The sequence below is a fragment of the Bifidobacterium imperatoris genome, from assembly GCF_002860405.1.
GTDB classification, from domain to species: Bacteria; Actinomycetota; Actinomycetes; order Actinomycetales; family Bifidobacteriaceae; genus Bifidobacterium; species Bifidobacterium imperatoris.
The window spans coordinates 112061-133355 of sequence record NZ_NMWV01000023.1; the positions used below are offsets into that span (position 1 = coordinate 112061).

Below are 21295 nucleotides of genomic sequence, written 5' to 3' on the forward strand. Positions count from 1 at the left end.
GCGAAACTACATGCATCGCCGCGCGCCGCAGCATTCCAGCCCTTCCGATAGCATGGTGGGCGGTAGTTTGACGGGGATTCGATCGTAATGTGGACAGGCAGAGCACCGCTTGGGCCAGTACGCCGAAATCTCACGGAAGCATCACGAGTTATGCTGCAACGCACCGGATGCCCGTGCTCCGATCAGACAACACGACAAGACTAGAAACGGCGAAATTCCAACCTTTCTAAGGAGCAACTGCACCAATGGCAGAATTCGTATTCCAGATGATCAAGGCACGCAAGGCATTCGGCGACCGCGTGATTCTTGATGACGTGACCCTGAGCTTCCTGCCGGGCGCGAAGATCGGCGTGGTGGGCCCCAACGGTATGGGTAAGTCCACCCTGCTCAAGATCATGGCCGGCCTGGAGACCGTGAGCAACGGTGAAGCCACGCTGACTCCGGGCTTTACCGTGGGCATCCTGCAGCAGGAGCCGCCGCTGGACGATACCAAGACCGTGGGCGAGAACATCAAGATGGCATTCGGCCCGATTGCGGAGAAGGTCGCTCGCTTCAACGAAATCGGCGAAGAGATGGCCAACCCGGATGCTGACTTCGACTCCCTGATGGAGGAGATGGGTAAGCTCCAGACCGAGATTGATGCCGCCAACGGTTGGGATCTCGATTCCCAGCTCGAGCAGGCTATGGATGCTCTGCAGTGCCCGGACCCGGACACTCCGGTGAACGTGTGCTCCGGTGGTGAACGCCGCCGTGTGGCACTGTGCAAGCTGCTGCTCGAAGCCCCCGATCTGCTGCTCCTCGACGAGCCCACCAACCACTTGGATGCTGAGTCCATCCTGTGGCTGGAACAGTTCCTGCACCAGTACAAGGGTGCCGTCATCGCCGTCACCCACGATCGTTACTTCATGGACAACGTGGCCGAGTGGATCTGCGAGGTCGACCGCGGCCACCTGTACCCGTACAAGGGCAATTACTCCACCTACCTGGAGACCAAGGCCAAGCGTATGGAAATCCAGGGTGCCAAGGACGCCAAGCTGGCCAAGCGCCTCAAGGACGAACTCGACTGGGTGCGTTCCTCCCCCAAGGCCCGTCAGGCCAAGAACAAGGCTCGTCTGGAGCGTTACGACCAGATGGAGCAGGAGGCACGTAACAACAAGAAGCTGGACTTCTCCGAGATTCAGATCCCGGCTGGTCCGCGTCTGGGCTCCCTGGTGCTGGAAGCCAACCACATTCACAAGGCCTTCGGCGACCGTGTGCTGATCGACGACCTCTCCTTCACCCTGCCGCGTAACGGCATCGTGGGCGTAATCGGCCCGAACGGTGTGGGTAAGTCCACCCTATTCAAGACCATCGTGGGCCTCGAGCCACTCACCAGCGGCGAACTGAAGATCGGCGATACCGTCAAGATCAGCTACGTCGATCAGAACCGTGAGGGTCTCGACCCGAACAAGAACCTGTGGGAAGCCGTCTCCGGTGGCCTCGACTTCATCGAAGTGGCTGGCGTTGAAGTGCCGACCCGTGCCTACGTGGCCAGCTTCGGCTTCAAGGGTTCCGACCAGCAGAAGCTCACCGGCGTGCTCTCCGGTGGTGAACGCAACCGTCTGAACCTGGCCCTGACCCTGAAGCAGGGCGGCAACCTGCTGCTCCTCGACGAGCCCACCAACGATTTGGATGTGGAGACTCTGGAAAGCCTCGAAAACGCACTGCTCGGCTTCCCGGGCTGCGCCGTGGTAATCTCCCACGATCGTTGGTTCCTCGACCGCGTGGCTACCCACATCCTCGCCTGGGAAGGCGACGACGAGAACCCGGCCAAGTGGTACTGGTTCGAGGGTAACTTCCAGGCCTATCAGGAGAACCGTGTGGCTCGCCTCGGCGAGGATGCGGCCCGCCCGCACCGCCTGCACAAGAAGCTCGTGCGCGGCTAATCAGCTCGATAAGCGATAGAAGGCCGTCACCATATATGATATGGTGGCGGCTTTTTGTTATACGAAAAGGACTACAGTCCACATTTATATCCGAATGATGGACCATGCCCATCCCTAACCGGTAATTAACCTTCCTCACAGGCTCGTTACATCCTGCTGCCGCATCTCTTAACCGCACATGCGTAAACTGCCAAACAGCACGAGAGATAGACCACAACATGAATCGAGGAAGTCATGACTCAAGCCACCACCGTCACCCCACTGGATCATCTGGTGAAGGTGCTGCGGTTGGGCGAACCTTCCGCCTACCGCAATCACACGTATATCAACGGCGAAAGCATGTTCTTCCCCACCGGCCGAGTCTACGGCGGTCAGGTTATTGCTCAATCGGTCATCGCAGCCTCCAAAACCGTGCCCACATCTCGCCTTCCGCATTCCATCCACGGTTATTTCATCGCGGCCGGTGATATTCGCCAAGACCTGCTTTTCGATGTGGAAAACTTGCGCGACGGCCGCTCCTTCTCCGCACGTCGCGTGAATGTAACGCAGGCTGAGGGATCGATTCTCACCGCCATCGCATCCTTCCAGGAAACCGGGCAGGAAGGTGTGGAATTCGCAGACCCCATGCCAGACAATCTTCCCGACCCCGAAACACTCACGTCCGCGAAGAAACTCATGGAACCGTTTGCCGAGAAGTCACCATTTGCTAATTATTATGCGGAAAAATCACCATTTGATATTCGCCATATCACTCCAACGGTGATGTTGAAAGCTGATAAGAAGTCCGCCGAGCATGATTCCGGCAAGCAAATGGTGTGGATGCGCGCTGATGGTCACGCCGATGTGCCGCAGGTGATGCATCGCGCACTGCTTGCTCTCGGCTGCGATCAACTCATGATGGAGCCGGTATTGCGCCGCGCCGGACTGTCGATTTCCACGCCAGGTATCTCCTATGCCTCCATCGATCACTCGATGTGGTGGTATCGCGACATCGATATTAACGAGTGGCATTTGTATGTGCAGGATACGCCAATCGCCGCGCACGGCCGCGGACTGGGCAACGCCAAAGTGTATTCACAAAATGGCGAGTTGGTAGCTGTGATTGCTCAGGAAGCTATGGTTCGCATACCGCAAGAGTGAGTAGATAAATCTCAGCCCGCCTTTTCCGTAGCTTCTATAGAACCACTATTCCGCTCACATCACTGATTACGGTACGCTGTGGAAACTCCCTGCTTACGCTTGGCCTCGGCAATCTTAGGATTCTCAGGGCCTTCGTTCGGAGGCAATTGGCATAACCATTCGCCAATGATGCCGACGATCATGTCTGCGATGCAAATAATGGCAGTCACCGCACATTGAATGATTGCATCATGGTAGAACGGTGCTTCAAAATGGCTTATGCTCATCAGGATCTGCCCCACATACCATCCGGCAAGTGTGCCCCCCGCCAAACCCAATGCCTTAGCCAATACCAATGTGTTGACCGCAACAGTCGGATTGATAAAGCTATGAGGACGCTTCTTCGGGTCGGTATTCGCATATTTGTGCACTTGCAGCGCAAGCACCAGTACGATTACGCCCAATACGGCAAGTAAGCCTGCAACCACCCAGGGAGTGCCGATCAGCGACAATCCCGTCTGCTCTCCATATGAGGCAAGCCCCATGCCGGCTAACACACCTAATACGGCACCAATCACATACTGCCACCACGGTGTTCGACGTACTTTCACGCCCACGCTCCTTGCTTATGCTGCTTATGATTCTTCAACGCTGCCGAGTCGGGCATTACTCGCCCATAATCCAATTATCAGACAGCATTCCCACTTGGCCTGCGTCCGGCGCCATAGCCAGTAAGAACGATACCGGGTCAGAGCCTAGCTTGGCATCAGGGTCCATATCCATCCACGGTGCCAGCACGGAAGCATGCTCCCGAGCAGATGGCCACGGCACACGGCAGTCAGGCGTATTCGATGTAACACCATCCATATCCACCAGATCGATGTCAACAAGACCCTCATGAGCCGCTTCTATGCCGCCGAGCACGGCAATCAAATCAGCAGCCGGCAGCTTGGTCTCAACTTGGATAACCGCGCTCAACGCATCCGGACCATCAAAATGGCTGACATGGTAGAGCGGTGAAATGCCCTGTACTTGATTGCCAGGCACGCTGTCAATGGAAACAATGGCTTCGCGGAACAACTGTTCTGCTTCACGGGACGTGGAATCCAAGGAGATTACTGCTTTACGAGACACCGGTACAGCATCATGATCTGCCTGCGGATGCTGCGCACTGTCTGAACCGCCAGCATGCCCTGCAAGCATCCAATCCTCACTATCCAACTGCACGGCATCACGGTCGGCTGCCGCTGCCAGCAAATCGGAAACCAACCCGCCATGAGCACCTGTAAGCCGAGCCGTGGGATTCAATGCCAGCCAAGGTACCAGCACGAACGCTCGCTGCCAAGCGCGAGGATGCGGCAACGACAAATCCGGATCGGCGCTAGTGATGCCATCGAAGTCGATAATGTCAAGATCCAATGGGCGGGAATCCCAGTGATTCTCGCGATTGCGGCCATGCACACGTTCAATGTTCTGCAATGCATCCAATAATTCATGGCTGCTCATCGTGGTTTCAAGCTCCACCACTGCATTCAGGAAATCCGGGGTATCGTCCGCCATACCCCATGCGGCCGTACGGTACAGCGGCGAGATACCGCCAACCTGAGTGCCCGGCAGGCCATCCATCTCACGGACCGCTGCGCGCAAAGTCGATTCAACATCGCCAATATTGCCGCCCATAGCCACTACTGCATGGTGCACAGCCGGTTGTCCAGCGGACGATACGGGTGATTGTGTGGTACTGGAAACGGCCGACTGCAGCATATGCTCTGGAACCACAGCACCTTGCGCATTACGTACGCGGGTAATGGACACCGCCACATCGACAAACGGTACAGTGATTGGCGCATGTGGCTTGTGAATGGTGAGATCAACCTTCACAATCGGCTTGATTGCAAGGATACGTTCGGCTATTCGCTGGGCAAGTTTTTCAATCAGGTCGACATGCTCGCCTTCGATAACCGCTACGATATCCTTGGCTACACGCCCGTAATCGACGGTATCGTTCAGCGCATCGGATTGCCCGGCCACAAACAGGTCAAGGTACAGTGTGGCATCCACAATGAATGGCTGTGCACGCTGATGTTCGAAGTCAAGTACGCCGTGGGTACCGTTGGCGCTCACGCCAGTGAGTGTAATTGTGTCCATAGTTCACGCTCCCATCCCTTGGTGATTTGACTGGCTGTATGATTACGGTGACTGTCGTCCCCGTAAAGGATGACTCCCCTCAGCCGGCTTCGCCGCCAGCTCCCCTCAGAGAGGGGAGCCAGTACCGTAACCAATAATCTATTGCTCGCTGTACTTTCGCCAAGTGTTACCGGCGATGACGGCGGCGCGGCTCTTGGCCACATCGTGTACGCGCACGGCCCATGCACCATGTTCGGCACTCAGGGCAGACAGTGCAGCAGTCACGTCATCGCGCTGGGCCATTGTCGGTTCATCGATGCCATTTTCAGCAAGCATGGCGGAGATGAAGCGTTTGCGGGACTGTCCGATAAGTACCGGGTATCCAGTGGCTCGGAAGGTTTCAAGACCGGCGAGCAGCGGCAGATTATGTTCGATGCCCGGCTTGGAGAAGCCTAGACCCGGGTCGATGATGATGCGTTCGGGCTTCACGCCGGCAGCCAGTACGTCATCGACCTGATGCATCAGTTCATCGTGCACGTCGGTCAGCACGCCATGCTCATAGACTGACGTATCCTGATCAGGATTGGCTCCCTTGGAGCCGGCCAGCCAGCCGCGCCAATGCTGCACAATGTACAGGCAATCGTGATCGGCCACCACATGCGGTAGCTCACGATCCAAAGTGCCACCGGACACATCGTTGATGATTTGCGCGCCACCTTCCAATGCCGCGCAGGCCACCGAAGCGCGCGTGGTATCGATGGAAAGCACTGCTCCGGCCGGGATCAGCGTATTCACCGCACCGGTGATGCGCTTGAGCTCGTCTTCTTCGGAAACGCGTTTCGCGCCAGGGCGCGTGGATTCGGCACCGATATCGATGATGTCAGCGCCGGCTGCCATCATGTCTCGACCATGTTGTGCTGCCTTGGCTGGGTCGAGCCATAGACCACCGTCCGAGAAGGAATCCTCAGTGATGTTGAGCACGCCCATCACCAGCGTGTGTGATACGTCATGCAATGCTTGTAAATTGGTCATTGTTATTCCCCTTCTATTGATATTTGGTCTCTCCCCCACCCGGCTTCGCCGGGAGCCCCCTCGTCAGAGGGGGCCGAGTGAGGCGATCACTCCGGCAACGCCAGAAGCCTCCTCATTAGAGGGGCCGACGCCCGCTTTCTCCGCAACGAATCTCAGTGAGACAATCACCCGCCCCTCGTCAGGGGGCCAAAGAATGGCTACTTGTCCAAAATGAGGCTCATGGCTTCGGCTCGAGTGGCGGGATTGCGCAGCAAGCCACGCACCGCGGAGGTCACTGTACGAGCCGAAGACTTCTTGATGCCACGCATCGACATGCACAGGTGCTCGCATTCGGTCACCACAATCACACCTCGTGCACCGGCATAATCCACCAGAGCATCGGCAATCTGCTGGGTCAAACGTTCCTGCACTTGCGGGCGGCGAGCATAGACTTCCACCAGTCGGGCCAGCTTGCTTAAGCCCATAACACCGTCCTTGGCTGGAATGTAGCCCACATGAGCCACACCGTGGAAAGGCAGCAAGTGGTGCTCGCACACCGAATACAGTTCAATGTCCTTGACCAGCACCAGCTCGTCGGTATCCACATCAAAATGCTTCTCCAGCACATCGGCCGGAGACGCATGAAGGCCGGCGAACAATTCGCGGCCAGCTCGTGCAATGCGATCCGGAGTCTCCACTAGACCCTCGCGGTCCGGATCCTCGCCAATCGACTTCAGGAACAGGCGAACAGCCTCGCGCACGCCTTCTTCGTCGTAGGTGCCTACTTTCTCCTCAGTCATCTGCTCTCCTCACATGTCTCCAAGTACCAGTTAATTGAGCAAGCCCGTGGTCTGACCATGCCGCAAAGCACAGTCAGACCACGGGCTTCTTTCGCACTAGTGATCACTCTTCGGGCTTGATGCCTGCCGAACGCTTCAGGCTTTCAGGAATCTCCACCGGAGGCTTATCGGAATCGGGGCGACGGTCGTTAGACAGCCAGACCTCACGTTCCGGAGCCTTCTTAATCGGGGCGAAAATCTCGGCCAATTCCTTCTCGTTCAGCGTTTCCTTGACCAAAAGCTGGCGAACAAGCTCATCGAGAATCTCACGGTTGTCGTTGATGATGTTCCATGCTTCAGTATGTGCGGTTTCCACCAGCTGCAGCACTTCTTCATCAATGATTTCAGCCGTGCGGTTCGAGTAGTTGTGCGGAGCCAAACTACCCAAATCACCACTCTGATCCTCGTCATCGGCCCACTTGATGGCACCGAGCTGCTTGGAGAAGCCATACTGTGTCACCATCGTACGAGCGATGTTCGTAGCCTTTTCGATATCGTTCGAAGCGCCAGTGGTTGGATCATGGAACACGATTTCCTCAGCGGTGCGGCCGCCCATCGCGTATGCCATCTGATCAAGCAACTGGTTGCGAGACTGCGAGTATCGATCGGAAGTAGGCATCACGGCGGTGTAGCCGAGTGCACGGCCACGAGGCAAAATCGTCACCTTGGTCACCGGATCGGTATTGTGCAGGGCTGCTGCCACCAGCGCGTGGCCACCCTCATGGTATGCGGTATTACGCAACTCATCGAGTGCCATGCCCTTGGACTTGCGGCGCGGACCGGCCTGCACACGATCGATAGCCTCATCGATGGCACGGTTATCGATGAGCTGAGCACCGGCGCGGGCGCACAGCAAGGCAGCTTCGTTCAGCACGTTGGCCAAATCGGCACCGGTGAAGCCCGGCGTGCGCACAGCCACCATATGCAAATCGACATCAGGCACGAACGGCTTGCCCTTGGCGTGCACCTTGAGGATTGCCTCACGGCCTTCCAGATCAGGTGCAGCCACGCCCACCTGACGGTCAAAACGACCCGGACGAAGCAGTGCCGGATCAAGCACGTCAGGACGGTTGGTTGCTGCGATGATGATCAGGTTGGTGTCGTTATCGAAACCATCCATCTCCACAAGCAGCTGGTTCAGCGTCTGCTCGCGCTCGTCATGGCCACCACCCATACCGGAGCCACGCTTACGGCCCACAGCGTCAATCTCATCAATGAAGATGATGGCCGGAGCGTTCTTCTTGGCTTCATCGAACAGGTCACGCACACGGGAGGCACCGAGACCAACGAACATCTCAACGAAGTCGGAACCTGCCATAGCGTAGAACGGCACGCCGGCCTCGCCTGCAATGGCTCGGGCAAGCAACGTCTTACCGGTTCCAGGAGGGCCATACAGCAGCACGCCACGCGGAATACGTGCGCCCAGCGCCTTGTACTTGGACGGATCCTTCAAGAAGTCCTTGATTTCTTCCACTTCGGCGAGTGCTTCATCTTCGCCGGCCACATCGGAAAACTTGGTGGTGGGCGTCTGGCCTTCGAGCAGCTTACCGTTGTTCTTCTTGCCTCCCATGCCAAGCATGCCGCTTGCGCCGCCCATGCGGCTCATCAGCCACCAGAACAGTGCGAAGAAGATGATGAACGGCAGGATGGAGGTGACCAGATAGCTGAGCATGCTGGTCTGCTCGATATTGGAGGTCCAGCCCTTTTCCAGGTCACCGTCTTCCACGGCCTTGGCCACCTGTGCACCTTGAGCAAAGGTGTAGTAGAATTGCACGTCCTTGCCGTAGTTCGTCACCTTGCCGGTGTCGGGATTCTTCTTGGAGAAGTCATCCTTCAGCTCGAGGCGCACCACCTGCTTGTTGTCGGTGATTTCAGCGTAAGTGGCCTTGCCCTGTTTCAACAGAGCGAAGCCATCTTTGGTGTCGATGGTCTTCGTGGCGCCGTTGGTGAACATGGAGAACATCATCACGGCCATGACCACGAGCACTGCGCCCCACAGCCACGGAGACTGCCAGAACGGTCGGTTTTCGTTGCCACCGTTCTTGCCGTTTCCGTTGCCGTTATCGCCACGCTTGAACGGATTGGTAAATGGGTTGCCGTTGTTACGGTTGTTATTAGGGTTCGGATTGTTTCCGTTGCCCGGCCCAGGACCCTGGGGGAAGCTCATGCTTGTTCTCCTTGGTATACGGAAGGCTTCAACACCGCAATCGATTCAAGGTTGCGGTAATGCTCGTCGTAATCGAGGCCGAAGCCCACAACGAATTCGTCCGGAATCTCATAGCCCGGATACTTCACATCCACGTCCACTTCTCGGCGAGAAGGCTTGTTGAGCAGTGCGAACACTTCCACCGAAGCCGCACCGCGACGCTTCAGTTCGGCAACCAGCCATGCGAGCGTACGTCCAGAATCGATAATATCTTCCACGATAAGAATGTGCCGGCCGCGAACATCAGCGGACAAATCCTGACGAACTGTCACGGTGCCGCTGGATTTTGTGCCGGAGCCGTAGCTGGACAGGCTCATGAAATCAATCTGGACCGGAATGCTCAAGGCTTCAGTGAACGCCACCAATGTGTTCACGGCACCCTTCAGCACTGCGATAACCAGCGGATTCTTATCGCGATAATCATCGCTTACCCGCGCAGCCATCTCCTGAATTTTGGAGTCGATTTGTTCCCTGCTGACCAGCTCGTGGTCAATATCTTCCTTAACGTCAGCGATTCGCATGCGCTCTATCTTGGCACACGCGAATGACGTGTTTCTTGCGGTTCGCTGAATATCCACTGGGAAGACATACAGCTGACTGACCATGCCAATCCGTAATCAGCCGATCGACAGCCTCAATATGCGCGGCGCTGACCATAATCGCCGCTTCACTGAACGCATGGGCCAGCACACGTAAACGAATCGAGGCAGGTTCGCCTTCCAGCATGCGCGCGTTAAACGCAATCGCCGTACTGTCTTCACTCGTACTATCGGCCGTATTGGTCACCGCCTTGGCTCGCACCATATCAGCCTGATGATCGAGGTAGGCTTTGTCCATTTGCAGAAGCCGCGCATTATCCGCAAGATGACGCGCCACATCGGCACCGGCAAACCGTTCAATGGCTGGCAGCAGGTCATGCCGGATACGCGATCGCAGCGGATACTCATCTGGCAGCGGCCCTTCCATCCCCTCGCCATTGGTGGGATCATCCCAATACTCAAGGTTAAGGTCCTGGCAGATACCGGTGGTATCAGCTCGAGAAAGTTCCAGCAGAGGGCGCACGAAACGCACATCATCACGAACAAATATCGGCGGCATACCGGCCACCATGTCAAGCCCGTGACCACGCAACAAGCCAATCAGTACTGTTTCAGCCTGATCATCCAAGGTATGCGCCAACAGCACGCAGTCAGCATGTCGCTCATGTGCGGCAATGCACAATTGCTGATATCGTGCGGCACGGGCTGCAGCCTCCAAGCCCTCTCCCTCATCGTGCACATCAGCGGCACGAACCAGTACGGGATCAAGTCCGAGTTTCCGGCAACGTTCAGCCGTCTGTTCGGCAACCTGCCTGGATTCAGACTGTAATTGATGATCTACCACAACAGCACCGCAGCGCACACCCAACGAGGCGCATACTGTTTGGCCGACCGCAGCCAGAGCCATAGAATCGCGCCCACCCGAGCATGCAATCAACACCAGCGGAGCATCCGGCAGCGGTTGATGCTGGCCATGCTGCGCGAACTTAGGCGACTGACGTTCCACACCAATGCGAGTCAGAGATGCGCGCACCGCGCCCACAGCTTTGCGTAGCCGAGGTGAATACACCATGTGATTCCTTAATAGAAGACTTTGTTGCTTAACAGTCAGCTTATAAATCAGCAAGCTTGGTAATGAACATATTGATGGCCGAACGTGCTGCTTCATAATCAGCGGGATTGTTGACCACTACGGCAAAGGCCAGCGCTCCCCCGTTGGTGCGGGAAATATTGCCGGTCATGGAAGTCACTTGTTCCAAGCTTCCGGTTTTCACACGAATCAGACCAGCCACCTTATCATCGGTGTACCGGTCGGCAGCCGTACCGACCAAACCCGTGATGGAAAGGCCTTCCGCGGCGGAGGCTCCGCTGCCTTCGCTCAGGTTATGCTGCTGTACTGCGGCCAGCATACGCACGGTGAGCTGTGAGCCTGGCGATAGGCCAGAGCAATCAGCCATAGTCAGGCCGCTCGTATTGAGTCCCAGCGATTCGAGTTGAGTGCGTACCGCTTTGGCGGCCCCTTGTGGGTCATTGGCCGCGTTCGTATCAGCGAGCGCAACAAGACGGCCGAATTCCTCAGCCAGCGTGTTATCGGAATGTCGCAATGTGTAGGCGAGTATTTCCGCAAGTGTTGCAGAGCTTATTGAGGCAACCGCGCTGGTGCCGCTGGGAGCCAAAGCTGCCGTGGGCTCGCCGGTCACGGTAATGCCATTGGTCTGCATCAATTGCGCGAATTGCTGAGCGGCATCGAGTGCGGTGTGTTGGGAAAGTTCGGGATAGCCAGCTGAATCATCGGGGTCACTTGGAGCAGGTGTGGCATCACTATATTGGCGTCCGCCATCAATGGCCATAGCGGAAATCGGTGTGTAGTACGTCACGTATTCGCTTAGCACCGAAGTGCCGTCTGATAGCCCTTGAGGGATTCGCTGATCACCGAAGAGGGTGTCGTCATAATGCAGAGCAACAGTATCGATACCGCGTTGGGCGAGGGCCGCGACGGTGGCCTGCGCCAAGGTGGCCAAGCCGGCGCGCCCATTGATATGGTCGGGATCGGATTCGCCAGCGGACAGCAGCATATCGCCATTGCCCTTCAGCGTTACTACAGTGCCATTGTCATCAGAGGAGATGAAGGTCTGCGTATCGAGCGTTGACGCCATATTGAGTTTGGTGGATGCGGCAAGCGCGGTAAGTGTTTTCATGGTGGACGCCGGTTCGCGAGGAGTATCAGCCTCATGTTCGGCTGCGGTATGCCCCTGTGCGTCTTCAATAATCACCGACACGTCTTGACCCACACCTTCGGCGGCCAATAGTTCATTCATCAAGTTCGCGGCTTGGGTGGAATCGATAGACTTGCTGCGATCAAGTTCGGATACAATGCTGCCACTGGCTTTGGCATGCACTGGAGCTGGGAAACTGGTTTCGGCAACCGGCTGTAGCGTAAGCGGCCCGGGAATAATATCGGCGATGTCCGCAATGCAGTACCCCACGAACAATGCAACGGTAATCATGCAGGAGAACAGCACTGTAAGCCGGCGCACGGCGCGGATTCGCCTGAATGACGGGTACTGGCGCTTGCCGGACTTCGCCTTGGAAACCATGAAGATGTTCTCCCCTAATGACGGTTGCTAGTGCTGCAATGATGCGAATGAGTCGAGTGTGCTGACAATCGAGAGCATTCGCGCATCCAACAGCTTACCGCCCAGCCATGTCCCCAGTATCAGCATGCCGATGCCGTTGATAATGGCAATGGGAATCAGCAGCCAAAACATTGTGCTGATACTGCCGATAATGGCCAATATTGAAGCCACTATGCCGGTGGGCAATAGCAGCACGAATGTGCCGAATAGATAGACGAACGGGAAGAATCCTTGTGCTACGGCGCGGCCTTGCGGCGATGAGAACGGCTTGTCCATAGACGGCACCGGATACAGCAGTACGGTGGATGTGACTTCCGCAAGACCAATGCCGCACAAGGCTACGGCAATGCCCAAGGCCCAGAACAGCAATGCAAACATGAGGCTCATCGGATGGCGCCAGTCCCCGGTAATAATCATCAGAACCACACCCAGCACCACAAGATAGGTCAATGCGATGCCTACATAAATGCGCACACGGCCGATTCTGTCGTGCAGACCGTCAACACCGGCGATGACTTCCATCGCAAATCCGCGCCCATCGTAGGCGAGCCCGTTACTTTCGGCGATGGCCAGCAGCCATCCTGCAGTAATCAGCGACGACCAAATGGCCATGCTTTCTCCGCGCGCCTGCATGAAGAAAATCGCGACGAACAATACAGGCATAATGAACAACATCGCCTGACGTGGATCGCGCTTGAGATAGGTAATCAGACGGGCGGATACCGCGCCGGAGATCGAATCCGGCATGCGTTTGAAAGCCCCCAGCCCGGCAATGGTCACGGCGCGTGCCGCGGCACCAGTGATTTTACGTTCATGGCGTAAGCACCATGTGCACAATGCAAAGCAGAACACCCATGTCACTGCGAGTACCGCAATATGCCCGATCAGTGCTGCTGCATCGCCTATCGCCACGTCGAACGGCAGCTGGAATGATGCGCCGAATGGCGTCCAAGATACTGCAGTGGCGAACATGGCAAGTCCAGCGCCACGTTCCTCTGGAGTGGCTGTATGCAAAGCATCGGAGCTCATCACAAGGCTCGGCAATTCGCACAGTACGATGAATCCCAGCAGCGTAACCATATAGAACAATGCTTTGCCGCGTTTGGAGGTGACCAGCGTGGTGCACAATGCAATCAGCAGTTTTGACAGACTGACAATAGTGAGCACGGAGAATATGGCTGATATCAGCGATATGGCAACAGTTGGCGCACCCATATTCCGATAGGAAAGCGTCCACAGCGCGAATGTGAGCATGCCGGTGATGGCTGGCAAGCCTGACATACCTGAGAGCAGAAGACCGAATTGCAGCGTGCGATCGGGAATGCCGTAAAGCGCGAATTTCCTAGGGCTCATTGTGGAACCATCACCGAAAAGCATGAGTTGAATGAACACCACAGTAAATATGATGAGCGCACCCAACGCGATGGTCATACTTCTGAGAAAAGCGAATGGCCCATAATCCGCCAACATCGCATCTTGAGGCCCAGCATGGTCCAAGCCGCCGATGAACCATGCGGCCATTGCCGTGCCCACCACGGTAATTACGGCGGCGATCAGCGCAAATATGTAGGCGACGGTCTGCCAAACGGATTTGCGCAATGTGGCCCAAGTCAGCGCCCATCGCATACGCACTATGGTTAATGCGGTGTTCATGCGCTTGCCTTTCCGCCATCCAGCCAAGACAAATGTGCCGCTTCATGGCGGCCGCCCACCAGCTGCAGGAACCGTTCTTCCAAATCCTCTCCGGCAGCCACTTGATCTACCGTGCCTGCAGCACAAACCTGACCGTCGTTAATCACCGCCACATGCGTGCACATTTTCTCAACCAAGGCCATAACATGCGAGGAGATAATCACCGTGCCACCGGTTCGGGCATATTCGATAAGAATATCTTTGAGATTTGCACTGGAGACCGGATCCACGGATTCGAACGGCTCGTCCAACACCAGAATGCGCGGCGAATGAATCATGGCCGAAGCCAAGCATATTTTCTTGGTCATACCGGCCGAATAATCGGTCACCATAGTGCTGGCCGCGGCGGTGAGGTCGAATGCAGACAGCAGGTCACGTGCTCTCGCCGTGGCTTCAGCGCGTTTCATGCCGCGCAACATGCCGGCGTATACGAGTAATTGCAGTCCGGTGAGACGATCAAAAATCTGATCGGGTTGCGGCATCACGCCGATGGAACGCTTGGCGGCATTGACGTTCTGCCATACGTTAGCTCCAAGAATCAAGGCCAGACCGGCATCTGGGGTGAGCAGGCCGGTGACCATGTTCAACGTAGTGGTCTTACCAGCACCGTTAGGCCCCACCAGACCATAAAACGAGCCCACGGGAATGTCCAAGGAAAGCCCGTTAACCGCGATCTTATTGCCGAAACGCTTGAATAAACCTCGAATGGACACGGCGGCCGCAGGGTTCGGCGGCACTTGCTGTGCAAACATTGGCTGAGGCGTCGGCACCGGCTGCGCTACCGGCATGAAAGACGAAGAAAAATTGACATTTCCTTGAGAATTGTCTGTGCTCATAGTCTTACTCTAGCCTACGAGCACAGCGAAACCCGGCAACGCCCCTCCGGTGCAGCGATTTCGGACTCACCTACGGCAATGCGGAGATCCACCTTCGTTCGGATATCACCTCAGCCCTTATGCGTAATGGGCTTCCACTGCGCTTTGGCGAAGATGGCCTGGAAGGAAATCGGCACATAGCTCAGCATGTAGATCGGGAAGCTCAGCACGTAGGCGAGCAACTCCTTGTTCGAAGCACCGATCTGGTCACGCTCAACGATGATGGTCAGAGCAGCAAGAGCCATCAGGCCCAGCACCGAAGTGACGATGCCGTTGGACCAGCCAACCAACGACTGCCATTGGCTCGACCAGCTCACGAAGCCGAATGCCGCGAACAGCACGCCCATAATGATGCGAGCCACACCGAGCACGGTGAACGGGCAGAGCATCAGCGTGAAATCAATGCAGGAGAAGTCACGTTCACGCACCGCGCGCTTGAGCAATGCCGGTCCATAGTAGCGGAAGACCTGCAGGAAGCCCTTGCTCCAACGCAGTCGCTGACGCCAGCTTTGCGCGAATGTAACCGGCTGCTCATCGTAGAGGATTGCGTTGCCGCAGTATCCAATGCGATCGCCGTGCAGAATCGAATCCATCGTGAATTCAAGATCCTCGGTCAACAGGTGGAATTTCCAACCACTGTTGCGTTTCATCACATCGCGGGAGAACATGAAGCCCGTACCGCCAACATGGCAGGAGGAGCCAAGAATCATACGGGAATTGGAAAGGAATCGTGATTCTCGAATGAACCAGAGCGCCGAACCGGAAGACACCCAGTTATCGGCCAGATTCACTGAATTACGGTAGCTGGTCAGAATCTTGAAGCCGGCGCAGAAGCCCTTATTCATTTCCTCGAAGTAATGCTTGTCGAGTTTATTGTCGGCATCGAAGACAAAGTAGGCGTCGTAATTGTCCGCCACACCAGTGTCGAGCATATGACCAAGCAGGTAGGTTAATGCATAACCTTTGCCGACCTGCTCCATATTGTGCCGTTCAAGCACATGGCAACCGCGAGCGCGCACCACTTCGGCGGTGTTGTCCGTGCAGTTATCCGCCACGAGCCAAATGTCAATCAGCTCGGAAGGATAGGTTTGCGCGCGAATTGAATCGATGAGGTTGCCGATGACGTTCTCCTCGTTTCGGGCGGAGATCAGCACGGCATAATGGTTGGTCATCGGTGCTTCCGGGAATCGGACAGGCTTGGCGAATAGGGACATCACAATGCATACGCCCTGGTACACCATGCCAGCGCCGCCCACGATGAACAGCAGCACATCAAGTGCGGTAAGCAATGTCATTAACGCCACCCCGCTCTCGGATTGCTGTTAGCGGATGATTGTTTGTGTTCTGATGCGTTCACATCAGCTCCGTTCGTGTGTGTTGTAGCTTCAGCGGATTCTTCAGTACCGTGCAAAACCGACTTGGAGTTGCCGGAATCTACCTTGGACAGCACATGCTTCGGAATTGCCACTGTGGCTGATTCTTCATCGTCCGGCAGCAATGGGCCACCCTGCTCGAGCGCATAGATTTCATGCTGTAGTTTGCGCAGCTCGTCATCCATTGGTACCTTCTTGGTGGACCCCTTGGCGGCACGCGGCACATGCTCGCCAATCGGATGCAGCACATGCTCGCCGAACGCCTCGGAAGCTTCCACAATCTTGGATTTCTTTTCAGGCACAGGGTCGTACATCAACGGCGAATCAACCAGCTCGTACCGTCTGGTGTATGCGCGGAAAATCACCTGGATCGAAGCGGTGACCGGCAAAGCGAGGAAGGCACCAAGCGCGCCGAACAGCGAGCCGAAGGCCAGCACAGCGAGGAAGGCCAGTGCAGCGTTGATATCCATCGTGCGCTGGGAAATCCTCGGGGAAAGAATCAGATTCTCAATCTGCTGATAAATAATGATGAACACCAGTACGGCGACCGCATACGTCCATCCACGGTTGCCCCATGCAAACAGCACCGGCAGAGCACCGCCGATATAGGTACCGACGGTAGGAATGAACTGGGAAACCACACCGCAGAACAGGGCCAGCGGCAGCCAATACGGCACCTGCAATACTTCGAGGAAGATGGCCGTGCAGGCCGCATTAATCAGCGCCAGAATCGAGCGGGAGAACAGGAAGGATGAAATCTGATCCTGAGCCACCGTCCACACCAAAAGGAATCGACGTTGCGTGTTAGGCGCAAGCCAACGGCAGAAGGACCGGCGCAATTTCGGGCCGGCGGCGGAAATGTAGTAGGTGGTCATGATCACGGTCATAAGGTTCAGCAGGAAGCCCAGCAGGCCACTTACCGTGCTCATGGCTGTACCCGCGAAATCAGTAACCCAGGAAGTCTGAATATTATTGAGGATTTCCGAGCCCAGACTGTTGATTTCCGGTAGCTCGAATGTACTGTACTGCCCGATGAAGTCGCGAATCTGCTCATACATGGCGGGCAGACCGCTGATCATGGCGATGACCTGGGAAACGAACATGTTGCCGAACAAGGTGAGCAGCACGCAAATCACAACTGCAAGTCCCACCATGCCTGTCGCGGAAGCCACTCCGCGCTTCCAACCATGCCTCACCAGCGCCACTACCAGTGGTTCGATCGCCAAGGCGATGAACAGGGAGATGATGATGTCAAGTATCAGATAGGAGATACTGCCCCAAGAGCGCCAGCAGAAACTAAATACCACAATGGCGATGGCCACATACAGCAACGCGCGGCCGAACCATTCCGGGGGCCTGCGCGGATCGCCGTGGGCGGGGAACAGAGAGCCCAAATCGATACGATTTTCATCTCCAGCAGGTGTGCCAGATTGCGAATTGGCGGCACTGGTGGTGTTACCAGCGCCTGATTCATAAGTATTGCGCGCGCTTTCGCTCATGGCTCTCCATTGTAGCGTCAGGCTCGATGTTGGCGAGAAGCGCTGTAAATGAACGCATTCAGCACGGAAGCGCTGTGTTGATTAGCGCCTGAGTACACCCGCTTTTCTATCCTTGGAACCATGCTTACCGTTTCGATCATCATCCCAGCGTGGAACGAATCCGAACGTATTCGCGATTGTCTGCTGAATGCCACCAGACAGACCGTGATGCCGCATGAGGTGCTTGTGGTAGATAATCGTTCCACAGACAATACCTGCGAGATTGTGGAACAGTTCATCGCCGAACATCCCGAAGCACCGGTCAAGCTGCTTCATCAGGATGATGAACAGGGATTGATTCCGACCCGTAATTACGGCTTGAATCATGCCACTGGCGATGTATTGGGCCGTTTTGACGCCGATTGCATGATTCGCCCGGATTGGGTGGAAGTGGTCAGCGGTATTTTCACCGAGGATCCCGAAGCGATGGGCGCCACGGGGCCGGTGATGTATTACGACATGCCGTCGCGTCATTTCGGTTTGCGCGGCGATAATTCACTGCGCAAACGCATCTACCGTGCAGATGGTGGCCAGCCGCTGCTGTTCGGCTCGAATATGGCGTTGCGCGCTTCCGCTTGGCGGCAAATCGCCGATGAAGTGTGCCGAGACAAGGCCGATATGATGCATGAGGATATTGATATCTCACTGCATCTGATGGGCAAGGATTTGAAAACCGTGTACTCACCGCGCATGATTGCCGCGATGAGCGCCCGACGCATGGACACGTCGCTGAGTTCGTTCTTGACCTACATGCGTCGATTTAAGAACACGTTTAATGCGCATCCGCAGCATTGGCGCAAGCACAAGCCGGAGATTCTGTTCACCGCCATGTACCCGGCAATGCATCTGTTCTACCCGGTATGGCAGAAGGTTCTGAATACCGCGGACATCAACCCGGCTGAGGCCGCTTGGATCAATGAACAGATGGAGCTTGCCGAGGCTCAGGGCAAGAAGCTATATGCCGAAACACCCACGGATGAGGAGTGGGACGCAAAACACGAGTAGCTCTGTTGCCGCTTTCCACCGTGTGGTTACGCAAAATGGCTCTATTCCACGAAAAGCGCGGAATAGAGCCATTTTCATATACTCCACCGTGGAGAGTTGACCACACGGTGGAAATGATTACATGATCACATCAGTGACTTGTAGATGGCGAGGATGTCCTCTTCGGTGGCCTTGCGCGGGTTGCCCGGCGTGCACACGTCGTTGAAGGCATCGTGGGCCAGCGGAGCAAGATCTGCCTCAGTGGCGCCAACTTCGGAGATGGTGGTCGGATTCTTCAGGTCCACGGTCAGCTTGTGGACAGCCTGCACGGCCTCTTCGCGAACCTTCTCAAGGTCGCCGGTGTACGCGTCCTCAACGCCGAAGGCGTCGGCGATGTCACGGTACTTCTCACCGGTGAAGTCCTTGTTGTATTCCATGACCGGGGCCAGCAGGATGCCATTGGCAACACCGTGGGCCACGCCGAGGCGGCCGCCCAGCGGGTGGGCCATGCCGTGCACCAGGCCGAGGCCGACGTTGGAGTAGGCCATACCAGTGATATAGGAGGCGTATGCCATCTGCTCGCCGGCCGGAATGTCGCCGTCAGCGGACTTGGCGAGGTTCTTGGCGATCATGCGAATGGTCTGCATGGACAGGCAGTCGGACAGGCTCCAAGCTCCCGGGGTGATGTAGCCCTCGATGGCGTGGGTCAGGGCGTCCAGACCGGTGGCGACCTTGAGGCCGCGCGGCATGGAGTCGGTCAGGTCAGGATCGACGAAAGCGACAATCGGGATGTCGTGCGGGTCGACGGCCACGAACTTGCGCTTGTTGGCAGTATCAGTGATCACGTAGTTGATGGTGGTCTCGGATGCGGTGCCAGCGGTAGTCGGCACGCCGAAGATCGGGACGGACGGGTTCTTGGTGTCGGCAACGCCCTCGAGGGAGAGCACGTCAGAGAACTCCGGGTTGGCGGTGATGATGCCGATGCCCTTGCAGGTATCCTGCGGGGAGCCGCCGCCCAGACCAATCAGGAAGTCGGCCCCGGAAGCGGCGAACTTCTCAACGCCATCCTTGATGCACTCGACCGGCGGGTTCGGCTTGACGTTGGAAAAGACCTCATATGGCAGGCCTGCCTCATCCAGAACCTTGGTCACCTTCTCAGCGGTACCGGTTTCCAGCAGAACCGGATCAGTAACAATAAATGCCTTGGTGAAGCCATGCTGCTTAGCGACAGCGGGGATTTCCTTGATGGCGCCGCGACCGAAATATGCAGTCTGGTTGAAAATCATGCGGTAGACCATTTTTATGCTCCTTTGCATTGGAACTGTTGGGTTTTGTTGGTGTCGCATTCTCCCCGGTAAAAAGTCCGGTAAAAGAACACGACACCTCCACGAATGATTATAGGCCGGGATGGGATGACATCCCGCATGTTGTGTGTTATGGTCTGTATGGTTCGTCGTTGAACCTATTCCGTAGCTTCTCGTCCGTTTCGTACCGGATGGCATATTTGAGGTATAGCGCGCTGGTGAGTACATCTAAGGCGCATTCTGCCTCATATGTCCATGTGTCCGGTAGATGGAGCTTGGGGCACATTCTGGCCGTCGTGTTTATCATCCATTCGGCATTATTGCCCGACCCCATGCCGCATAGCACGCTCGCGGATAGGGCACGACGCAGAAGCCATTTGCTGGGCCTATAGACGCTTCTCCCATCCCAGTCTTCTTCCCCTTTATGCCGGATGGCGGCGGCTCCGTATATCTTAATGCGCTCCTTTGTTTGTTTCGGTACGCTCGACGTGCCTCACGTTTTTTGAGCGCGTAGGGTGTGGTGGTGCCTCATCGGGAATGAGCGCGAACGGTATCGGTCCTGTTTGGCTTGTCTTATGGAAGACAGGATCAGCATGGCGACGAAGCGGCAGGTCACCCTGAGATTCAGGGATGAATACATGAAGGCGTCGAAGAAGGACAAGGGACGCATCCTCGATGAGATGTGCTCCGTGCTGGGAATCGGCAGGAGCACCGCGAGACGCAGACTCACGGAAGCCGGGCGCGGCAGGCCGTCGATGTCGCCCGCGGAGCGGCCGAAGCGGTATTCGGAGCAGTCGCGCGAGCTGCTGGTCCAGGTGTGGCTGATGATGGATGCGCCGTGCGCGAAGTACCTCAAGGCGATGCTGCCCCTGTGGATGCCCATGCTGCGCGCGCACGGCGAGCTCGCCGACTGGGACGGTTTCGCGTTCCGCGAGCTGGAGCGGATGAGCGCGGCCACGATGGACCGGTACCTCAAAAAGACGCGCGACGCGGCACGGCCCAGAGGCATCTCCACTACCCGGCCCGCCGGGGAGCTGCTGCGCAACTCGATCACGATCAGGAAGGCCGGCGACGAGCTGGACGGCCTGCCCGGCAACGTCGAGGCCGACACCGTGGCCCACTGCGGG

Annotated in this window: 16 protein-coding genes and 1 pseudogene; 4 read left to right on the forward strand and 13 right to left on the reverse strand. The window is 56.6% G+C overall.

Annotation, left to right across the window (positions count from 1 at the left end; all coding sequences use genetic code 11):
- The first annotated feature begins 245 nt into the window (after nucleotides 1-245).
- Nucleotides 246-1925, forward strand: a complete 1680-nt coding sequence (gene ettA, locus Tam1G_RS08480; RefSeq protein WP_101626173.1) for an energy-dependent translational throttle protein EttA — start codon at nucleotides 246-248, stop codon at nucleotides 1923-1925.
- A gap of 234 nt (nucleotides 1926-2159) precedes the next feature.
- Nucleotides 2160-3065: an acyl-CoA thioesterase gene (locus Tam1G_RS08485; RefSeq protein ID WP_101626174.1), complete on the forward strand. Its 906-nt coding sequence runs from the start codon at nucleotides 2160-2162 to the stop codon at nucleotides 3063-3065.
- Nucleotides 3066-3124: 59 nt separating this feature from the next.
- Here the strand turns inward: Tam1G_RS08485 and Tam1G_RS08490 are convergent, their stop codons facing one another.
- From Tam1G_RS08490 to Tam1G_RS08545, 12 genes are all read right to left on the reverse strand, one after another.
- The gene (locus tag Tam1G_RS08490) at nucleotides 3125-3655 is read right to left on the reverse strand and encodes a DUF3180 domain-containing protein (RefSeq protein WP_101626175.1); all 531 of its coding nucleotides are present in this window, start codon (nucleotides 3653-3655) and stop codon (nucleotides 3125-3127) included.
- 55 nt (nucleotides 3656-3710) lie between these two features.
- A complete protein-coding gene (folK, locus tag Tam1G_RS08495) occupies nucleotides 3711-5192 on the reverse strand; it encodes a 2-amino-4-hydroxy-6-hydroxymethyldihydropteridine diphosphokinase (protein ID WP_101626176.1) in 1482 nt (493 codons plus the stop codon).
- A gap of 138 nt (nucleotides 5193-5330) precedes the next feature.
- Nucleotides 5331-6203, reverse strand: coding sequence for a dihydropteroate synthase (gene folP / locus Tam1G_RS08500; protein ID WP_101626177.1), 873 nt, complete (start codon nucleotides 6201-6203; stop codon nucleotides 5331-5333).
- 197 nt (nucleotides 6204-6400) lie between these two features.
- Nucleotides 6401-6982, reverse strand: coding sequence for a GTP cyclohydrolase I FolE (gene folE, locus Tam1G_RS08505; protein ID WP_101626178.1), 582 nt, complete (start codon nucleotides 6980-6982; stop codon nucleotides 6401-6403).
- 103 nt (nucleotides 6983-7085) lie between these two features.
- On the reverse strand, nucleotides 7086-9188 hold the full coding sequence (gene ftsH / locus Tam1G_RS08510; RefSeq protein WP_033892010.1) for an ATP-dependent zinc metalloprotease FtsH: 2103 nt from the start codon (nucleotides 9186-9188) through the stop codon (nucleotides 7086-7088).
- Nucleotides 9185-9748: a hypoxanthine phosphoribosyltransferase gene (hpt, locus tag Tam1G_RS08515; RefSeq protein ID WP_033892011.1), complete on the reverse strand. Its 564-nt coding sequence runs from the start codon at nucleotides 9746-9748 to the stop codon at nucleotides 9185-9187. The genes ftsH and hpt overlap by 4 nt, the downstream gene beginning before the upstream one ends.
- The gene (gene tilS / locus Tam1G_RS08520) at nucleotides 9735-10838 is read right to left on the reverse strand and encodes a tRNA lysidine(34) synthetase TilS (RefSeq protein WP_101626179.1); all 1104 of its coding nucleotides are present in this window, start codon (nucleotides 10836-10838) and stop codon (nucleotides 9735-9737) included. Before tilS ends, hpt begins: the two co-directional genes overlap by 14 nt.
- Nucleotides 10839-10878: 40 nt before the next feature.
- Nucleotides 10879-12363, reverse strand: coding sequence for a D-alanyl-D-alanine carboxypeptidase/D-alanyl-D-alanine-endopeptidase (locus Tam1G_RS08525; protein ID WP_101626180.1), 1485 nt, complete (start codon nucleotides 12361-12363; stop codon nucleotides 10879-10881).
- 27 nt (nucleotides 12364-12390) lie between these two features.
- The gene (locus Tam1G_RS08530) at nucleotides 12391-14055 is read right to left on the reverse strand and encodes an ABC transporter permease (protein WP_101626181.1); all 1665 of its coding nucleotides are present in this window, start codon (nucleotides 14053-14055) and stop codon (nucleotides 12391-12393) included.
- Complete coding sequence (locus Tam1G_RS08535; RefSeq protein ID WP_081890126.1) at nucleotides 14052-14930, reverse strand: ABC transporter ATP-binding protein; 879 nt, start codon at nucleotides 14928-14930, stop codon at nucleotides 14052-14054. Before Tam1G_RS08535 ends, Tam1G_RS08530 begins: the two co-directional genes overlap by 4 nt.
- Before the next feature lie 110 nt (nucleotides 14931-15040).
- Nucleotides 15041-16264, reverse strand: a complete 1224-nt coding sequence (locus Tam1G_RS08540) for a glycosyltransferase family 2 protein (RefSeq protein WP_034535263.1) — start codon at nucleotides 16262-16264, stop codon at nucleotides 15041-15043.
- On the reverse strand, nucleotides 16264-17841 hold the full coding sequence (locus tag Tam1G_RS08545) for an AI-2E family transporter (RefSeq protein ID WP_033892017.1): 1578 nt from the start codon (nucleotides 17839-17841) through the stop codon (nucleotides 16264-16266). Before Tam1G_RS08545 ends, Tam1G_RS08540 begins: the two co-directional genes overlap by 1 nt.
- Nucleotides 17842-17961: 120 nt before the next feature.
- On the opposite strand from Tam1G_RS08545, the gene Tam1G_RS08550 reads away from it, so the two are divergent.
- Entirely contained in the window at nucleotides 17962-18885 is a 924-nt protein-coding gene (locus tag Tam1G_RS08550; RefSeq protein ID WP_101626182.1) for a glycosyltransferase family 2 protein, read from the forward strand.
- 125 nt (nucleotides 18886-19010) lie between these two features.
- Here the strand turns inward: Tam1G_RS08550 and fucO are convergent, their stop codons facing one another.
- The gene (fucO, locus tag Tam1G_RS08555) at nucleotides 19011-20162 is read right to left on the reverse strand and encodes a lactaldehyde reductase (protein ID WP_033892020.1); all 1152 of its coding nucleotides are present in this window, start codon (nucleotides 20160-20162) and stop codon (nucleotides 19011-19013) included.
- 581 nt (nucleotides 20163-20743) lie between these two features.
- Here fucO and Tam1G_RS08560 point away from each other — a divergent pair.
- Nucleotides 20744-21295 (forward strand): annotated as a pseudogene (locus Tam1G_RS08560) (integrase catalytic domain-containing protein); the annotation flags it as partial.